Raw genomic sequence first — 17,969 nt, forward strand, 5'->3', positions numbered from 1 at the left:
CATGGCTTTCGCTGGTCAGCGGTGCGAGAGTGGAGGATGTGGGTATTTATCGCGATCGATTCGTGCCGCGTCTGGTGAACGTGGCCTGCGGGATGAAGGCCAACGAGCCGCTGCGCGAGCGGGTCTGCGCCGGATTGTCGGGGCGGGTGGTCGAACTCGGCTTCGGCTCCGGACTGAATGTGCCCTTCTACTCCGATGCGACGGTATCGGTGAGCGCCGTCGAACCGGCGGACCTCGGCTGGAAGTTATCGGCCCCGCGTCGCGCCGCATCGCGGGTCCCGATCGAGCGCGCGGGCCTGGACGGGCAGTCGCTGCCGTTCTCGGACAGCAGTGTCGATACCGCCCTGTCGACCTGGACGATGTGCACCATCCCCGATATCGAGGCCGCGCTCGGCGAGATACGGCGAGTACTGGTGCCCGGCGGCACTCTGCATTTCGTCGAGCACGGCCTGGCCCCCGATCCGTCGGTGCAGCGCTGGCAACACCGCCTCGACCCGCTCCAGCAGCGCATCGCGGGTGGCTGCCATCTGGACAGGAACATCCGCGCGCTCCTCGAAACGGCGGGTTTCGGTATCCGTGTATTGGAGGTATTCCGGGGGCGGGGACCAGCGTTCATCGATACCCAGTCGCTGGGTGTGGTCGTCAGCCCCTGAGCTTCTCGCGGAAGCTGGTTCTCCGTCGCCGCCCGGCAACCGGGCGCGGCACAGTGATATATCTCGACCCGACCGAATTCGGACGAGTGCGCCGGAACCGTTCGGCATCGCGGCGCGTCGAAGGGTAGGGCGGGAGTTCCGTGGAAATGAGGGATCGATGAGCAGTGACGACCGCGCGGCCACCCGGGCGGCCACCGGAATGTTGCGCGACAGTGTGGATCAGCTGCTGAGTACGTTCGAGCGGCAGCGGGAAGCCATGGCGGAGGTGCGGCAGCGGCTCGCGGCCACCACAGTGAGCGTCTGGTCGGCGGACAACCTGGTGCGGATCGATGCCAACACCGCGGGGGTGCCGGTGGAGGTGCATCTCACCCCCGAGGCGTTCAAACGGTCCACTCCGGAGAAACTCGGCCGTTCGATCCTCGAGGCGGTGCAGCAGGCGGCCCGGCAGGCGGGCGACCTCTCCCGGGAGGCCTGGGCGCCGATACAGGAGATGGCGGGCGAAATCCCGGATCTGCCGGATATCGCCCCCGGTATGCCGAGTATCAAAACGCTGACCGGCGAACTCTTTCCCGATCCCGTCACCGAGGCGGAGCCCGCCGCCCCGATGGGCCGGGAGGAAGAAGACGAGTTCTACCGCAACCGCGATTATCTGGAAGGCGGCCGATGAGCACCATCCGGGTCGACGAGGAAGCCCTGCAGGCGAGCCGCCCCGCGATCACCAGGGTGGCGGACAAGGTCGCCGACGCAGTGCGGGCCGCGCGCGCGGTTATCGAGGCGGAGGGCGAATGCTGGGGCGCCGACGAGATCGGCCAGGAGTTCGCCGGTAAGTATTCGCCGGCCGCCGCCGAAGGCCTCACCGGTCTCGACCTGCTACAGCAGGCGGTGAACGGGGTGGGCGACGGAGTGGGCGCGGTCGCGACGGACTTCGGCGTTCAGGACGACAACAACTCCACGGGAGTGCAACAGGCCGCGCAGTAGCGTTCAGCGGCGGTCCCGCCGGTTCCGCCTTCCTGTGACGAACGCCCGGCTCGACCTGCCGGGAAGAGGCCGTGCGGCGGCGACAACCGCCGCCGCGCTCAGCTCGCCAGGCAGCCCGGGCCGAGCAGGGCCTTCAGGTCACCCATGAGCGCCGACGACGGCTCCACCCGCAGACTGTCGTCCAGTTTGAGCAGAGTCGTCTTCTCCCGGGCACCCACATGCCGGATGTGGACATCCGAGGTCCCCGGATGCCGCGACAGCACCCGCTTGAACTCGCCGATCTTGTCGGGGGTGCACATCCGGGTGGAAATGGTCACCGCCAGCGGTTTCGCGACCCCGATCGCCGATAGATCCGGTACGGCCAGGTCGTTGGCGATGAGTGAGATCCGGTCGTCGCGCATGGAGACCCGAGCTTTCACCAGCACCACGGCGTCCTCCACCACATCCATGCCGTACACGGAGTAGGCCTGCGGGAAGAACAGCACCTCGATCCCACCGGTGAGATCCTCGATCTGGCACGAGGCCCACGCCAGACCGTTCTTGTTGATCCGGCGATTCACCGAGGCGAGGATGCCGCCGACGGTCACCTGGGTGCCGTCCTTGATATCGCCCTCGAGGATGGTGGGGATCTGGGTGTCGGCCTGGGCCGCGAGCACATGATCGACCCCGTTGAGCGGATGGCCGGACACATAGAGGCCGAGCATCTCGCGCTCGAGGGCGAGGCGGTGTTTGCTCTCCCACTCCTCGTCGGGGACCTTCACATCGAATACCGACGCCACCGAATCTCCGCTGTCGTCGTCCATTCCGCCGAACAGATCGAACTGGCCGATGGCCTCGGCCTTCTTGGTGGACATGACCGCGTCGATCGCGTCGGAGTGCACCAGCAGCAGGCCCTTGCGGGGATGATTCAGCGAGTCGAACGCGCCGGCCTTGATCAGCGATTCGGTGACCTTCTTGGTGCAGGCCACCGTATCGATCTTGTTCAGATAGTCCGAGAAATCGGTGAACTTCGATTTCTCGGTGCGGGCGTTGATGATCGAATTGACGACGTTCTGGCCGACATTGCGCACCGCGCCCAGCCCGAACCGGATATCGGCGCCGACCGAGGCGAAGTTGGTCTCCGATTCGTTCACATCGGGCGGCAGCACGGTGATTCCGAGTTTGCGGCAATCCGAGAGATAGATCGCGGCCTTGTCCTTGTCGTCACCGACCGAGGTGAGCAGCCCCGCCATGTATTCGGCCTTGTAATTGGCCTTGAGATAGGCGGTCCAGAAGGAGACGAGCCCGTAGCCGGCGGCATGCGATTTGTTGAACGCGTATCCGGCGAACGGAAGAATCGTATCCCACAATGCCTTGATCGCCGGTTTGGAGAATCCGTTGGATTGCATACCGGCTTCGAAGCCTTCGAATTCGGCCTCGAGTACCTCGGCCTTCTTCTTACCCATCGCGCGGCGGAGAATATCGGCTCGGCCGAGCGAATACCCGGCGACCTTCTGCGCGATCTGCATGATCTGCTCCTGATAGACGATCAGGCCGAAGGTATCGGCGAGGATCTCTTTCAGGGGCTCTTCCAGCTCCGGGTGGATCGGTTTGACCTGTTGACGGCCGTTCTTGCGGTCGGCGTAGTCGTTGTGCGCGTTCATGCCCATCGGGCCGGGGCGGTAGAGCGCGAGCACCGCGACGATATCCTCGAAGCCGGTGGGCTGCATCCGGCGCAGCAGATCGCGCATGGCGCTACCGTCGAGCTGGAAGACGCCGAGAGTGTCCCCGCGCGAGAGCAATTCGTAGGTGGCGGGATCGTCGAGCGGCAGATTGTCCATATCGAGGTCGATACCGCGATTGGACGAGATGTTGTCGAGCGCGTCGCCGATGACCGTGAGATTTCGCAGGCCCAGGAAGTCCATCTTCAGCAGGCCGATGGCCTCGCACGACGGATAGTCCCAGCCGGTGATGATGGCGCCGTCCTGCGCCCGCTTCCACAGCGGGATCGCGTCCATCAGCGGCTCGGACGACATGATGACCGCGCAGGCGTGCACGCCCGCATTGCGGATCAGGCCCTCGAGGCCGCGGGCGGTTTCGTAGATCTTCGCGACATCGGGATTGCTGCCGATGAGATCGCGGACCTCGGCCGCTTCCTTGTACCGCTCGTGTTCGGGGTCCATGATCCCCGACAGCGGAATATCCTTCGCCATGATCGGCGGCGGCAGCGCCTTGGAGATCTGGTCGGCGATGGCGAACCCGGGCTGGCCGAACTGGACACGCGCGGAGTCCTTGATGGCGGCCTTGGTTTTAATGGTGCCGAAGGTGATGACCTGGGCCACCCGGTCACTCCCCCAGCGATCGGTCGCGTAGCGGACCATCTCACCGCGGCGGCGATCGTCGAAGTCGATATCGATATCGGGCATCGAGACGCGTTCGGGATTGAGGAAGCGCTCGAACAGCAGCCCGTGCGGGATGGGGTCGATATTGGTGATCCCCATCGCGTAGGCGACCAGCGATCCGGCCGCGGACCCACGTCCGGGGCCGACCCGGATACCGACCTCGCGGGCATGGTTGATCAGGTCACCGACCACCAGGAAGTAGGCCGGGAAACCCATTTCGATGATCACGTCGAGTTCGAATTCGGCGCGTTCGGTGTACTCACGCGGCACCCCGCTCGGGAAACGCCGTTCCAGGCCGCGGTGTACCTCTTTGCGCAGCCAGCCGGACTGATCCTCGCCCTCGGGTACCGGGAAGACCGGCATCCGGTCGCGGTGTTCCCACACCTCGGCGTAGGACTGGACCCGTTCCCCGATCCAGACGGTGTTGTCGCAGGCACCGGGTATTTCGGCATCCCACAGCGCGCGCATCTCGCCGGCGGATTTCAGGAAGTAGCCGTCACCGTCGAATTTGAACCGGGTGGGATCGGACAGGGTCTTACCGGTCTGGACGCACAGCAGCGCCTCGTGGTTGCGCGCGTGTTCCTTGGTGACGTAGTGACAGTCGTTGGTGGCCAGCGGCGGGATGTCGAGCGCCCGGCCGACCTCGATCAGGCCCTGGCGGACCCGCGTCTCGATGGACAGACCGTGGTCCATCACCTCGAGGAAGAAATTGTCGCGGCCGAAGATCTCCTGCCATTTAGCGGCGGCCTCCAGCGCTTCGCGCTCGTGCCCCAGTCGCAGCCGGGTCTGTACCTCCCCCGACGGGCAGCCGGTGGTGGCGATGATGCCCTCGGCGTGCGCGGCGATGAGCTCCTCGTCCATCCGCGCCCATTTACCGAGCTGGCCCTCGATACTGGCCAGCGAGGACAGTTTGAACAGATTCCGCAGGCCGGTCGCGTTCTCGGCGACCATGGTCATATGGGTGTAGGCGCCGGAGCCGGAGACATCGTCGCTCTTCTGGCTCGGATCGCCCCACTGGATACGTTTGGTGTCGAACCGGGAGCCGGGCGCGATATAGGCCTCGATCCCGATGATCGGCTTGATACCGGCCTTCTTCGCCGAGTTGTAGAACTCGGCCGCGCCGTACATGTTGCCGTGGTCGGTCATTCCCACGGCGGTCATCCCGAGACGGTCGGCCTCCGCGAACAGCGGTGAGATCTTGGCGGCACCGTCGAGCATCGAGTACTCGGTGTGGTTGTGCAGATGAACGAATCCGGACGAGGCGGCCAAGATCTGTCCTTCCTCCCAATGGCTCGGCGGGGGTTGGTGTAGCGAGTTTATGCGCACGGTCCGACCGGTTCGGCGCGGGATGGGCGTGCCCGCGGGGACCGGGCGTGTCGCACCGGACGCCGGGCGCGGGAAACCGATTCTGCCACCGGCACGCTCGGTCACTGGTAGGGTCGTGCCGCGTCCCGTCCGGCGGATGACCACACCATGATCGACCCCCGCAAACGCACGATCGACCAGCGAGGTGAACGATGACAGCACGTACTACCGCTCTCCTGCTGCCCGCGGCCGCGGCACTGGCAGTGGGAACGCTGGTGGCCACCGCCGCGCCCGCCGCGGCCGACGGCGGTTCGTTCCAGACCGTCTACTCCCTCACCGACGGACCGTGCGTGGCCCAGGTCGACACCTCGGTCAAGGGCCCCGGCTATCCCGAGCACGCGTCGTTCACCGTCTCGACCATCATGTTCGGCGTCGGTTCGTGCAGCCTGCCGGTCACCCTGAACTGGCGCAACCTCGATACCGGCGAAACCGGGTCGACCACCCGGACCGCGAACGGTCCCGGCTACTGGATGAACGACGGCCGCTCATCCCTGTTCCATCCCGGAATCGGCCGCTTCACCGCGACCGTCTCCGTCGGCGCGGCCCATATTCCGGAATCGGGGTCCGTGGACTTCGTCGTCGAGAAATACCAGGGGTGATCACCGGCCCACGCAGAGAGCACCCGGACCGTTCGGTATGACCGTACCGGGCGTCCCCGACCGACCGTCCATCGACCTCCTACCCGGCGCGATCGCGATGCCGGGTTCCAGACCTCGGCTCGCCGGTGCGGGCCGGTCATCGCTTCCGGAGAAGGTTTCTCGCGGCAATGGCGGTTGCCGCGGGAAGCATGAGACGATGGCCGGCCCACACCGGCGAGCCGGGTCGTATCGATGACGGCGGGCCTGTTCACCCCGGTTTCCGACGACCCGGCTCGTGCCGTATCACGGACGAGCTGGGTCGTTCGGGTCTGGGCGGCGCCGGGTCACCGCGGACGCCCGCGAGCCGGCTCGTAGCATTTCGTCCGAGTCACGGTGATATCCGATGCGGCGGCGCGGAAGATCGGCGGACCGGGCGATCGGTACAACGGCGGGACGGCCGGGACGGGAACAGCGATGACCGCGACCTTGCTCACCGTATCCGGTGCGGCGGTACTCATCGCCGCGGCGCTGCTGATCTGGGCTCGACCCCGGCGAATGGTTACCACACCCGCCGAACGCGCCGTGCACACGGCATTGCACACCGCCTCCCTGGCAGCCCGGCCGCTACGCCGGGGTCTCACCCGGGAGTCCGCACACGAGGCCGCGCCGCATCTGCGGGCGCTGGTCGGGGCCGAGGGGTTCGGGGTCAGCGATCCCGACGGTGAACTTCTCGCCTGGGACGGCACCCACGAGATACTGGCGGCCGAGTTCACCGGTACGGCCCGGCGAGCCGTCGCGACGCAGCGGCCCGTGCTGGCGCAGCTGCCCGATACCGATCATCCGGGACGCACCCTGGTCACCCAGCCGTTGCTCAGCGACAGCGGCACCGTCGTGGGGGCGCTGGGGATGGTCACCGGTAGCCGGCCCGGGCCCGGCGCGCTGGGCGCCCTGGCCGAAGTCGCTCGATATGCCTGCGGTCAGCTGGAACTGGCCGAGCTCGACGCCTCCCGCGCCCGGCTCGACCGCGCCGAGGTGCGCGCGCTACGGGCACAGATCAGCCCGCATTTCATCTACAACGCACTCAACACCATCGCCTCGTTCGTGCGTACCGACCCGGATCGGGCCCGCGAACTCATCCTGGATTTCGCGGATTTCACCCGGTATTCGTTCCGGGACGCCGGGGAGTACACGGTGCTGGCCGACGAACTCAGCAATATCGAGCGGTATCTCGAACTCGAACGCGCCCGGTTCGGGCAGGCGCTACAGGTGCGCCTGCGGATCGCTCCCGAGGTGCTCGGTGTGACGCTGCCCTTCTTGGCATTGCAGCCGCTGGTGGAGAACGCCGTGCGGCACGGCCTGGCGGCCACGCCCGGCGGCGGCACGGTCACCATCGAAGCGCTCGACACCGGTACCGACTGTGTGCTGAGTGTGGAGGACGACGGCGCCGGGATGGACCCCGACCTGCTGCGGTCCTGGTCGCTGGACGCGGCCGGAGCCGTATCCGCGGAGGGCGCGCATATCGGCCTGGCAAACGTGGACGACCGGCTGCGCGCCGCGTTCGGAAACGATTACGGGCTGGTCGTGGACACCGCCCCCGGAGCCGGGACGAAAGTGAGTATGCGGGTGCCCAAATTCCGGCCCGGAATCAGGCCGTGAAGCGGAACGGCCGGGCCCCGCTCACCCTCACAGAGCGGGGACCGGCCGGCCTGCACCGAGAACTGCCCTACCCGGACGCCGCCGCGGCATCCGGGTAGGAGATTTCAGTGCGCGACCGCTTTCTCGGCGCCGACGCCGGTCAGCGCCCGCACCTCCATTTCCGCGGCCTTCACCGGGTCCTCGGTGTCCTTGCCACCGAGGTAGGTGCCGACGATACCGAGCACGAACGCCAGCGGAATGGACACGATCCCCGGGTTGGACAGTGGGAACCAGTCGAAATCGAGGTCCGGCAGCATCGCCGTCGAGGAGCCGGAAACCGCCGGGGAGAACACGATGAGCACCACCGTGGAGATCAGCCCGCCGTACATGCTGAACAGGGCGCCGGTGGTGTTGAAACGCCGCCAGAACAGCGAGTACAGGATCGTCGGCAGATTCGCCGAGGCCGCGACCGCGAAGGCCAGTGCCACCAGGAAGGCGATGTTCTGGCCGTTGGCCAGGATGCCCAGCGCGATGGCCAGGATCCCGATCACCACCGCGGTGATCCGGGAGACCCGGACCTGTGCGGCATCGTCGGCCTTGCCGTGCCGGATGACATTGGCGTAGATATCGTGCGCGAACGAGGCCGACGCCGTGATGGTGAGACCGGCGACCACAGCGAGAATCGTCGCGAACGCCACCGCCGAGATAATGCCCAGTAGGACGACTCCGCCCAGTTCGAAGGCCAGCAGCGGTGCCGCGGCGTTCTGCCCGCCGGCCGCGCCGAGGATGCGGTCCGGTCCCACGATCGCGGCCGCGCCGTAGCCGAGCACCAGGGTGAACAGGTAGAAGGCGCCGATCAGCGCGATCGCCCAGACCACCGAGCGCCGTGCCTCTTTGGCGGTCGGCACGGTGTAGAAGCGCATGAGCACATGCGGCAGGCCCGCGGTGCCCAGTACCAGCGCCAGGCCGAGCGAGACGAAGTTCAGTTTCGACATCTCGCTGCCGCCGTATTGCGCTCCCGGAGCGAGCACATCGCGGGCGGCCACCTTCGCGTTGTCGGAACCGCCGATCGCGCTCTGCGCGCCGGAGAGGATCTCCGACGGGTCGAATCCGAATTTCGCCAGCACCATCACGGTCATCACCGCGGCGCCCGCGATGAGCAGGACCGCTTTGATGATCTGCACCCAGGTGGTGCCTTTCATGCCGCCGACCAGCACGTACACGATCATCAGCAGACCGACCACGGCGATCACCACGGCCTGGCCGGTCTTACTGGACACGTCCAGCAGCAGCGCCACCAGTCCACCAGCGCCGGCCATCTGCGCGAGCAGATAGAACAGCGAGACGGCCAGCGTGCTGATCGCGGCCGCGGTACGCACCGGCCGCTGCTTCAACCGGAAGCTCAGCACATCGGCCATGGTGAATTTGCCGGTGTTGCGCAGCATCTCGGCGACCAGCAGCAGCGCCACCAGCCAGGCGACGAGGAATCCGATCGAATACAGGAAGCCGTCGTAGCCGTAGACCGCGATGGCTCCGGCGATCCCGAGGAAACTCGCCGCGGACAGGTAGTCGCCGGCGATGGCGATTCCGTTCTGCGGTCCGGTGAAACCGCGGCCGCCGGTGAAATAGTCGGTGGCGCCGGAGGTATTACGGCCGGCCCAGAACACCACGATCATGGTGACCACGACGAACGCCGCGAAGATGGCGATATTGGCAACCGGGTTTCCGACCGCGGCGTCGGCGGCGTACAGCGAGATCACGACCGGTTTCCTTCCAGTTCGGCGCGCAACGCTGCGGCCCGCGGGTCCAGTTCCCGGTTGGCGAACCGGACGTAGAGGCCGGTGATCACGAAGGTCGAGACGAACTGGCCCAGCCCGAGCAGCAGTCCGATATTGACCTCACCGAATACCCGGGTGGCCATGAAATCGTGCGCGTAGGCGCCGAGCAGGACGTATCCGAGGTACCAGAGCAGGAATAGAGCTGCCATGGGGAAGATGAAGCGGCGCAGCCTGTTACGGAGTTCCTGGAACTCCGGACTGTTCTGCGCGGCGACGAAATCGGGCGGTGGTGTGACCCGCCCGCCGCTGTCGTCGAGATCGATTTCGGTCATGCCGGGTCCCTCACCATGTGACGTGTATTACCTGTGCAGAAGGTAGCCGTCCGGCGGCATCCCGGAACCCCTGTGACGGGGGTCACTCGGCAGAGGTGGGTAAGTGTGCGGTGAGCGGTCACGGTGCCGCGATGAACGGTCGGGTGCGAACGCGGCCCGCGATCAGTCCGGCCGGTATCCGGGCACCCGATCCGCGCCCATCCCCAGCCGCTCCGGGGCGTGCATCCGGACGAAGGCCCGGCGCACCCCCGGCGATCCCGGGGTGAAGCGGCTGACGAGCACCATCGTCCCGAAGGCCAGCGGCACCGCGACCGCCGCGGGATAGCCGAGCAGTGCCGCGGGCCAACCATCGGCCAGCTCGCCGGAAACACCGCCCAGCACCGAGACCAGGGTCGCCGCGCCCGCCACGAGCCCACCGGCCGTCAATCCGGCCGCCGCACCCGCCGCCGTGAGACCCCGCCACCAGATCCCCAGAACCAGCAGTGGGCACAGCGTCGCGGCCGCGAGCGAGAACGCCAGCCCCACCGTGCGCGACAGATCCAGCGAGGCCACCCCCAACGACAGGGCCAGCGGTACCGCGCCCGCGACCACCGCCGCGACCCGGAAATCACGGATCCGGCCGCGCAGCACATCCGTGCTCAGCACACCGGCGATACTCACCACCAGCCCCGACGAAGTGGATAGGAAGGCCGCCATGGCGCCCGCCGCGACCAGCGCCGCCAGCAGCTGTCCGGGCAGTCCGGCCAGCGCCGACGAGGGCAGCAACAGTACTGCCGCGTCGGAGGTTCCGGTGATCAGCAGCTGCGGCACGTAGAGCCGGGCGAAGACACCGAGCAGAACGGGGAACAGGTAGAAGGTCCCGACCAGCGCGATCACCGCGACCGCCGTGGAGCGGGCCGCCCGCCCGTCGCGGTTGGTATAGAAACGCACCAGTACATGGGGTAACCCCATGGTCCCCAGGAAGGTGGCGATCATCAGCGAATACACCTGATATCGCGGATGGGGTCCGGCGAAACCGCCGCCGGGCAGCAGCCAGTGCGCACCGTCGGCCGGGGCTCCGGCCACCACCGGCACCGCCGCACCCGGTTCGAGCACCAGCCGGGTGTCCCGGTCCAGTTCGTGGGTGCCGGCCGACAGCAGCACCGGGCCGTCCACCGCACCGCCGTCCAGCACACCGTGTACCGCCGCCCACTGCGGCACGGCCAATTGGACGACCACCGGTGTGGTCACCTCGACCGTGGTCTGTTCGCTCACCGTCGGCGGCGCCGGGGCGCCGAGCTCGCGATCACCGTCCGGCCGGTCGGCGGCGAAGAAATGCACCAGCAGTACCAAAGCCGGCAACGCCACCGCGGTCAGCTTCAGCCAGTACTGGAAGGCCTGCACAAGGGTTATCGACCGCATACCCCCGGATACGACATTGGCCACCACGATCACCGCCACTGCCACCGCACCGACCCAGCCGGGCACCCCCAGCAGAATCCGCAGGGTCAGCCCGGCACCCTGGAACTGCGGGATCACGTACACCGCGCACACCAGCACCACCACCACGGCGGCGAGCCGGCGCAACCGCGGTGAACCCCACCGGAACTCGGCGAAATCGGGCACAGTGTAGGCGCCGGAGCGCCGCAGTGGTGCCGCCACGAAGAGCAGCAGCGCCAGATAGCCCGCGGTGAAACCCACCGGATACCACAGCGCGTCGGCGCCGTACTTGGCGATCAACCCGGCAACGCCGAGAAATGATGCGGCCGAGAGGTACTCACCGGAGACCGCGGCGGCGTTCCAGCGTGGGCCCACGCTGCGCGAGGCCACCAGGAAATCGGAGGTTGTCCGTGCCCACCGCACGCCGTAGACCCCGAGGACCACAGTCGCCAGCGCCGCGGCGAGCAGCGCCACCACTGTCAGACCGGACGCGTTCACCGCCCCGGCCCCCGCATCCGCTGTGGCGCCGGTACGGCCTGCTCAATCACCGGTGAGCTCGAGGAAATCGTTCTCGTTGCGCTCGGACAACCGCAGGTAGACCCGGCCGGTGAGCCACAGCAGCGGGTAGGCGGCTCCGCCCAGCACCAGCCACGGCAGCCGGATCCCCAGCACCACGGTCTCGGCCACCGCCGTCACGCCGAACAGCAGCGGGAGCGCCGCGAGGAGCAGCGCGATCACCAGCCCGCAGCTCAGAGCCAGACCCAGCTGCGCGCGGATCAGTCCATTGATCAGGGCCTCCCCGATCTCGGTCTGCTCGGCGACCTCCACCCTGGTCCGGACCCGGCGGGCGCCGCGGCGTTCGGCGAGCACCACCCGCCGGCGCGGGGGCCTCGGCGCGGGGCCGATCATCGCCGATCCGGCGACGGATGCGGTCCGTGCACCAACCGTTGTTTGAGTTCGCGCACCTGCCGGCGGCTCACCGGCAGCTCCACCCGTTGCGCCCCGCGCAGACAGACCAACGTGCCCGACCCCACCGTGCGCAGACCGGTCACCCGGCCGAGAGCCACCAGATACGACCGGTGTACCCGCAGGAAATCGTCGCGCCAGCGTTCCTGCAACGCCGACAGCGGGATACGGACCAGATGCGAGCCGGTATCGGTGTGCAGCCGGGCGTAATCGCCCTCGGCCTCCACCCAGTTCACCTGCGACCGGTGCACCAGCGTGGTGACACCACCCAGTTCCACCGGAATGACCTCGTGACTCCCGCCCGGTTCCGACCCGGGATCCGGTTCGGTGCGGGCGCGACGTTCGGCGATCCGCCGCACGGCCGCGGCCAGGCGCTGCCGGCGCACCGGTTTGAGCAGATAGTCCACAGCGCCGAGATCGAACGCGGCCACGGCGTGATCCTCGTGTGCCGTGACGAAGACGATGGCGGGCGGGTTCACGAATTCGGCGAGGACACCCGCCAGCTCCATACCGTCCAGCCCCGGCATATTGATATCCAGGAAAACCGCGTCGGCCCCGTGCGCGCGCAGTATCCGCAGCGCGCCGGTCGCGTCGGCGGCGCCGTGCAGTTCGGTCACCGCGGGTTCGGCGCGCAGCAGATAGAGCAACTCGTCCAGCGCCGGCTGCTCGTCGTCCACGGCCAGCACCCGCATCACGCCAGACCCTTCCTGCTCCTTCGACTCGACCATGCTAGTCATCGATGGCGGGCCGCGGGACCGGTACGGTCGTTCAGGACCCCAGCTGGTCCATCCGCCGCTGCATCTCCTCGGGTTCGATATCCTCGACATGGGTGGCGACGGTCCACTGATGACCCCACGGGTCCACGAACGACGCCGTCCGGTCACCGTAGAACTGGGTCTCCGGAGCGCTGATCTCGGTAGCGCCCCCGGCGAGCGCGGCGGCATGCGCCGCGTCCATATCCGGGAGATAGACATAGAGGTTGACCGGGGTACCGCCGATCGAGTGCGGATCTCGGAACGCCATATCCGGGGCCGGGTCGCCGAGCATCAGCACCGAATTACCGATCAGCAGTTCACAGTGCATGACGGTGTCGTCGGGCCCCGGGACCCGCATCCGCTCGGTGGCCCCCAGCACCCGTTTGTAGAACTCCACCGCGTCGGCGGCCCCGGCGATCGCCAGACCTGGGGAAATAGTGGGATAGCCTGCCGGGACAGGCGGGACATCGGACATCACAGGACCTCCGGTCTCGGAGCGATTGTCGGACACCTCCGAGCTTATGCCCGGCCCCTATCGCAGGTCGTGGACGGACACGGCCGGGCCGTCAGCCGCCCCAGCTGACGTTCGTCTCGATGGCTTGACGAAGCACTGTCGAGGTCCGCGGGTCGCGGTAGACCTGGTGGCCGCCGATCGAGATCGAGCCCGCGATCGGAAGCGGCAGCCCCAGATCCACAGTGATATCGCCGCTGCCCTGCATCGCGTAGTCCTCGATATCGAGGGTTCCGGCCTCGTTCGGGAGATCCCAGATATTCGATTTCGGCGTCTGAGTGACGTCGAGCCGGATGGACAACCGTCCGCCGTCGCGGGCCACCAGGGTGGCCGTAGTGACCTGGTCGAGGTCGACGCCGCCACCGACGGTCTGCTGCACCCGCCACACCGCGCCCACCCCCACCGGTTCGTCCGGGAAGGTGACGGATCGGTAGACCGCCTGATAGAAGGCCTGCTCGAGCGCGGCCCGCGCCGAATTGGAGGTATCCGGGGCGGGAGCCAGCCGTAGCGCGGTGATCCCGCCGAGTTCACTCATCTCGAAACCGGCGTGCGTGCCATCGGCGGCGGTCAGCGCCTCCGACAGCGCCGGATCGGGGGTCGTCACCGATCCGAGGGTGAGTTCCACACCGCCGGAATCGGTGGTGGCGGTCATCGGGATGGTCAGCGCCGGACTGGAGAAATCACGTACCTGCTGGGAATCGATCTGCTGCTGGATACGGTGATCGGTGCGCAGCGTCACCGCCTGGATCGTGCCGTTGTAGTAGGAGGGGCGCAGCAGCGATCGGGGCTCCTCGCCGGGATCCACGGTCGTGACCATGGCCGCGGCGATCGGCACCGTGACCTCGTTACCTATCCCCAGCGGTTCGGTGCCGTCGGCCTCGGCTCCCGAGTCGCCGCCGTCGCCGCAGCCGGAACCGAAAGCGGTGAGCCCTACCGCGAGAACCACCATCAGCACTCTGGACCTCGCCAGGCGGGGCGTGGGGAACGAACACAACACCGTCACGACCGACAGCCTACGAGGCGTACCTGAGTGTGGGCTGGGACATCGCGAGGAACTTCCGGCACTCGCCCCGGATACCGGGTCGCCCGGCCGTGACATGCCCCGGCGACCGGCCCGGCCGGATACGCGCGGGTGCCCACGGTACTGCGTCGATCCACCTCGAGAGATGATGGTCGGCGTGAGTGAGGACCGGCGTACGCCAGAGCAGGACCCCGACCGCCCCGGCGGCACCGGCGCGCAGCCCCGGCAGCGCCTGCGGCTCCTGCTGCTGGTCGCCGCGACGCTGTTCGCGCTCGACCTGGTCACCAAGGTGATCGTGGTCGCGCGGATACGGCCCGGCGAACCGGTTTCCCTCGTCGGCGACGTCGTGGAACTCGTCCTGGTACGCAACCCGGGCGCGGCGTTCTCCATGGCCACCGGTATGACCTGGCTGCTGACCCTGATCGCGACCGCGGTGGTGATCGGGGTACTGCGTATCGGCCGCACCCTGCGCTCGCCCCTGTGGGCCATCGGCCTCGGCGGAGTCCTCGGTGGCGCACTCGGCAACCTGATGGACCGGCTGTTCCGTGCGCCCGGACCGCTGCAGGGTCATGTGGTGGACTTCGTCTCGGTCGGCTGGTGGCCGGTGTTCAACGTGGCCGATTCGTCGATCGTGTGCGGGGCGATCCTGCTGGTGGCGCTCACCGTCTTCGGTTTCGAACCGGACGGCACCCGCTACAAGGACAAGGCCACGGCGGAAACGGGCGCCGCGAGCGAACCGGCCGGCGACTCCGCACCGGATCCGGCCGAGGGCCCCGGCACCGGACGGGACAGCTCCGCCGATGATTCCGCGCTGAAGGACACCGTGACCGCCCCTGCTCCGGAAGCCGCCGCGCCCGGAGACGAGGCGACCGGAAGCACCGCACCCGGAGGTGCCGCGGCCGGGAAGCCCCCTGCCCAGGGTGATACCGCCGGGAAGGCCACCGACAGCAAGGAGACCGCCGCATGAGAGAGACCAGGACGATGCCCGTCCCCGACGGCCTCGACGGGATGCGGGTGGACGCCGGCCTCGCGCGGCTGCTCGGACTGTCCCGGACCGCGGTCGCGGCCCTCGCCGAGGACGGTTCGGTACAACTCGACGGCCTGCCCGCCGGCAAATCCGACCGGCTCACCGCCGGAGCCTGGCTGGAAGTGGTGTTCCCCGAACCCCGGCGCGAACTGAGCATCGAAGCCGAGCCGGTGGAAGGTATGAAAATCCTCTACGCCGACGACGATATCGTCGCCGTGGACAAACCGGTCGGCGTCGCCGCACACACCGGGGTCGGGTGGAGTGGCCCCACCGTCGTCGGCGGATTGGCCGCGGCCGGCTACCGGATCTCCACCTCGGGCGCCCACGAACGGCAGGGCATCGTGCACCGCCTCGACGTCGGCACCTCCGGAGTCATGGTGGTGGCGCAGTCCGAACATGCCTACACCGTGCTCAAACGCGCGTTCAAACAGCGCACCGTGGACAAGCGCTATCACGCCCTGGTCCAGGGCCACCCCGACCCCAGCAGCGGCACCATCGACGCCCCCATCGGCCGGGCCCGCGGCAACGATTGGAAGTTCGCGGTGACCTCCGACGGGCGGCCCAGCGTCACCCACTACGACACGGTGGAAGCGTTCCAGGCGGCGAGCCTGCTCGATATCCACCTGGAAACCGGCCGCACCCATCAGATCCGGGTGCACTTCTCCGCGATCCGGCATCCGTGCTGCGGTGACCTCACCTACGGCGCCGACCCCCGGCTGGCCGAACGACTGGGACTGCAACGCCAGTGGCTGCACGCCCGGGCACTGGGTTTCCAGCATCCCGCGGATGGCCGCTACCTGGAGATCACCAGCGAATACCCTGACGATCTCACGAACGCGCTGCGCGTCCTGCGCGACGCCTGACCCTTATGTCCGAGGCACCCGCACCGTCCAGGCCCCGCATCCGCCGGGGTCTGGCGTTCGGTGCGGCCGCGGCCGCGTGCGGTGTGTTCGTACTCGCCCTCGGATATCTGATCCCGCCCGCGGAGACGGTCGTGTCCACCGACCGTCTCGGACCCGACCAGGGCGAACCCGTCAGCGAATATCTCGGCCGGGCGCGCGAAACCCTGACCGGCGCCGACGACGGTGAGCGGTGGGCGCTGGTGTCGTTCACCGAATACCGCTCCGCTGCTGTCCTCCGTGACCAGGTGGGCGATATCCGGATCGGGCAGGCGCTCTATCAGGTGCCACTGCCGCGCGTGGCGACCCCGCTGATCGCGGTCCAGACACCTGACACCGACACGGCCCTGCGGCGCTCGGGTACCGACGCCGCCTGGCAACTGGCCGACCGACGCCGCTACGTCACCGATGACCGCTCCGCTCGAATCCTGGAGGTCGGCATCGCGCGTCTACGAGACGGTTCCGCCTGCTCCCCCGGCATCGTTGTCCGCGCCCCGCTGTCCCGGCTCCGCGAACTGAGCGAACACCCCGGAATCCGCGCCGTCCAGGCACTACCGGCCGACGCGGTGGCCGGACGATTCGCCGTCGGGCCCCTGCTCCCCGACAGTCCCGACCCCGTTGGGCCATCACCCGACGACGGCCCGATCCCACCGGCCTGATCAGAAGTCCAGCGTCACCACACCGTCCAGATACCGATGGCAGCGACCGGTCAGCAATACCCGGTCCCCGGCCAGCTCGACCCCCAGCGACCCACCTCGGCGGGACAGCTGACGTGCGGTCAGCCGGGTCCGGCCCAGCTCGGCAGACCACAGCGGTGCCAGCTGGGCATGCGCCGAACCGGTCACCGGATCCTCCGGCACCCCCACCCCGGGCGCGAAGAACCGCGATACGAAATCCACCTCGTCACCCCGGGCGGTGACCACTACACCCCGCTGCACCTTCGGAAAAGCACTCAACGCCGGTGCCAGCTCCCGGACCTGCCGTTCACTGTCCACCACCACGACCACGTCCGCGCCGGAATACACCCGCACCGGTTCCACCCCCAACGCCGCGACCAACGCGGCATCAGGTTCCACCGGGACGGATTCGACCACAGGCAGATCCAGCACGTACTCGTCGTCATCGGTACGATCCACCCGCAACCAGCCACTGTGGGTGAAGAAACTCACGCGATCCTCCCCCGGCTGGATATCGCAGAGAATATGCGCCGCCGCCGCCAATGTGGCGTGCCCGCACATCACCACCTCGGTCGTCGGCGTGAACCAGCGCAGGTGATAGGAGGGCCGACTACCCGGAGGCGAACCGGCCTCCGGAGGTAACCGGGATGTGTAGAAGGCCGTCTCGGCGAGGTTGTTCTCCTCGGCCAATTGTTGCAGCACGGTATCGGGCAACCAGTCGGGCAGCGGCATCACCGCCGCCGGGTTCCCGGAGAACGGTGCGTCGGCGAACGCGTCGATCTGGTGCAGCAGAACCTCCATGCCACGAAGGTACTCCAGACCCGAATAAAACCGTCTCCCAACGTAACTGAGGTTGTGTCTTTTGGCGGCGCCTTCGGCGCCGCTGGGCGGGGCCCTATTAACCCCGGTTCTTCACTCCTTCGCTCAGTCGCTGCGCTCCTTCGCTACGTCGCTCCAGAACCGGGGCGGGCCCCGCCTACTGAGGTGGACCATC

General features: G+C 67.9%; 16 protein-coding genes and 1 pseudogene. 8 read left to right on the forward strand and 9 right to left on the reverse strand.

What is annotated here, in order from left to right:
• Positions 1-38 precede the first annotated feature (38 nt).
• From IEY68_RS08965 to IEY68_RS08975, 3 genes are all read left to right on the forward strand, one after another.
• On the forward strand, positions 39-653 hold the full coding sequence (locus IEY68_RS08965) for a class I SAM-dependent methyltransferase (protein ID WP_062998310.1): 615 nt from the start codon (positions 39-41) through the stop codon (positions 651-653).
• A gap of 157 nt (positions 654-810) precedes the next feature.
• Positions 811-1,320, forward strand: coding sequence for a YbaB/EbfC family nucleoid-associated protein (locus IEY68_RS08970; protein WP_062998284.1), 510 nt, complete (start codon positions 811-813; stop codon positions 1,318-1,320).
• Positions 1,317-1,631, forward strand: coding sequence for a hypothetical protein (locus IEY68_RS08975; RefSeq protein ID WP_062998286.1), 315 nt, complete (start codon positions 1,317-1,319; stop codon positions 1,629-1,631). Before IEY68_RS08970 ends, IEY68_RS08975 begins: the two co-directional genes overlap by 4 nt.
• A 98-nt stretch (positions 1,632-1,729) precedes the next feature.
• On the opposite strand, the gene dnaE is transcribed toward IEY68_RS08975, so the two are convergent.
• A complete protein-coding gene (gene dnaE, locus IEY68_RS08980; RefSeq protein WP_189094174.1) occupies positions 1,730-5,281 on the reverse strand; it encodes a DNA polymerase III subunit alpha in 3,552 nt (1,183 codons plus the stop codon).
• A gap of 248 nt (positions 5,282-5,529) precedes the next feature.
• Here dnaE and IEY68_RS08985 point away from each other — a divergent pair, with 248 nt between their 5' ends.
• Together IEY68_RS08985 and IEY68_RS08990 are read left to right on the forward strand one after the other, a co-directional pair.
• Complete coding sequence (locus IEY68_RS08985; protein ID WP_062998288.1) at positions 5,530-5,976, forward strand: hypothetical protein; 447 nt, start codon at positions 5,530-5,532, stop codon at positions 5,974-5,976.
• Positions 5,977-6,429: 453 nt separating this feature from the next.
• Entirely contained in the window at positions 6,430-7,611 is a 1,182-nt protein-coding gene (locus IEY68_RS08990) for a sensor histidine kinase (protein WP_062998313.1), read from the forward strand.
• Positions 7,612-7,715: 104 nt separating this feature from the next.
• Here IEY68_RS08990 and IEY68_RS08995 read toward each other — a convergent pair whose 3' ends face one another.
• The 7 genes from IEY68_RS08995 to IEY68_RS09025 all read right to left on the reverse strand — a co-directional run bounded on the left by IEY68_RS08995 (position 7,716) and on the right by IEY68_RS09025 (position 14,300).
• Positions 7,716-9,350: a monocarboxylic acid transporter gene (locus IEY68_RS08995; RefSeq protein ID WP_062998290.1), complete on the reverse strand. Its 1,635-nt coding sequence runs from the start codon at positions 9,348-9,350 to the stop codon at positions 7,716-7,718.
• Entirely contained in the window at positions 9,347-9,700 is a 354-nt protein-coding gene (locus tag IEY68_RS09000; protein WP_062998292.1) for a DUF485 domain-containing protein, read from the reverse strand. Before IEY68_RS09000 ends, IEY68_RS08995 begins: the two co-directional genes overlap by 4 nt.
• A 162-nt stretch (positions 9,701-9,862) precedes the next feature.
• Positions 9,863-11,617 carry a sodium/solute symporter gene (locus IEY68_RS09005; RefSeq protein ID WP_062998294.1) on the reverse strand — a complete coding sequence of 585 codons (1,755 nt, stop codon included), beginning with the start codon at positions 11,615-11,617 and terminating at the stop codon, positions 9,863-9,865.
• Between the two features lie 42 nt (positions 11,618-11,659).
• Positions 11,660-12,028, reverse strand: a complete 369-nt coding sequence (locus tag IEY68_RS09010; RefSeq protein ID WP_062998296.1) for a hypothetical protein — start codon at positions 12,026-12,028, stop codon at positions 11,660-11,662.
• A complete protein-coding gene (locus IEY68_RS09015; protein ID WP_062998298.1) occupies positions 12,025-12,813 on the reverse strand; it encodes a LytR/AlgR family response regulator transcription factor in 789 nt (262 codons plus the stop codon). Before IEY68_RS09015 ends, IEY68_RS09010 begins: the two co-directional genes overlap by 4 nt.
• Before the next feature lie 40 nt (positions 12,814-12,853).
• The gene (locus tag IEY68_RS09020; protein WP_062998300.1) at positions 12,854-13,315 is read right to left on the reverse strand and encodes a VOC family protein; all 462 of its coding nucleotides are present in this window, start codon (positions 13,313-13,315) and stop codon (positions 12,854-12,856) included.
• Positions 13,316-13,406: 91 nt separating this feature from the next.
• Positions 13,407-14,300: a hypothetical protein gene (locus IEY68_RS09025; RefSeq protein ID WP_062998315.1), complete on the reverse strand. Its 894-nt coding sequence runs from the start codon at positions 14,298-14,300 to the stop codon at positions 13,407-13,409.
• A 217-nt stretch (positions 14,301-14,517) separates the two neighbouring features.
• On the opposite strand from IEY68_RS09025, the pseudogene lspA reads away from it, so the two are divergent.
• The 3 genes and pseudogenes from lspA to IEY68_RS09040 form a co-directional block, all read left to right on the forward strand.
• Positions 14,518-15,102 (forward strand): annotated as a pseudogene (lspA, locus tag IEY68_RS09030) (signal peptidase II); the annotation flags it as partial.
• A gap of 233 nt (positions 15,103-15,335) precedes the next feature.
• A complete protein-coding gene (locus tag IEY68_RS09035) occupies positions 15,336-16,262 on the forward strand; it encodes an RluA family pseudouridine synthase (RefSeq protein WP_062998302.1) in 927 nt (308 codons plus the stop codon).
• A gap of 5 nt (positions 16,263-16,267) precedes the next feature.
• Complete coding sequence (locus IEY68_RS09040; RefSeq protein WP_229718685.1) at positions 16,268-16,957, forward strand: hypothetical protein; 690 nt, start codon at positions 16,268-16,270, stop codon at positions 16,955-16,957.
• Here the strand turns inward: IEY68_RS09040 and IEY68_RS09045 are convergent, their stop codons facing one another.
• Entirely contained in the window at positions 16,958-17,776 is an 819-nt protein-coding gene (locus tag IEY68_RS09045; protein ID WP_062998304.1) for a PhzF family phenazine biosynthesis protein, read from the reverse strand.
• Positions 17,777-17,969 lie beyond the last annotated feature (193 nt).

It is taken from the genome of Nocardia jinanensis (assembly GCF_014645735.1).
Classification (GTDB): domain Bacteria; phylum Actinomycetota; class Actinomycetes; order Mycobacteriales; family Mycobacteriaceae; genus Nocardia; species Nocardia jinanensis.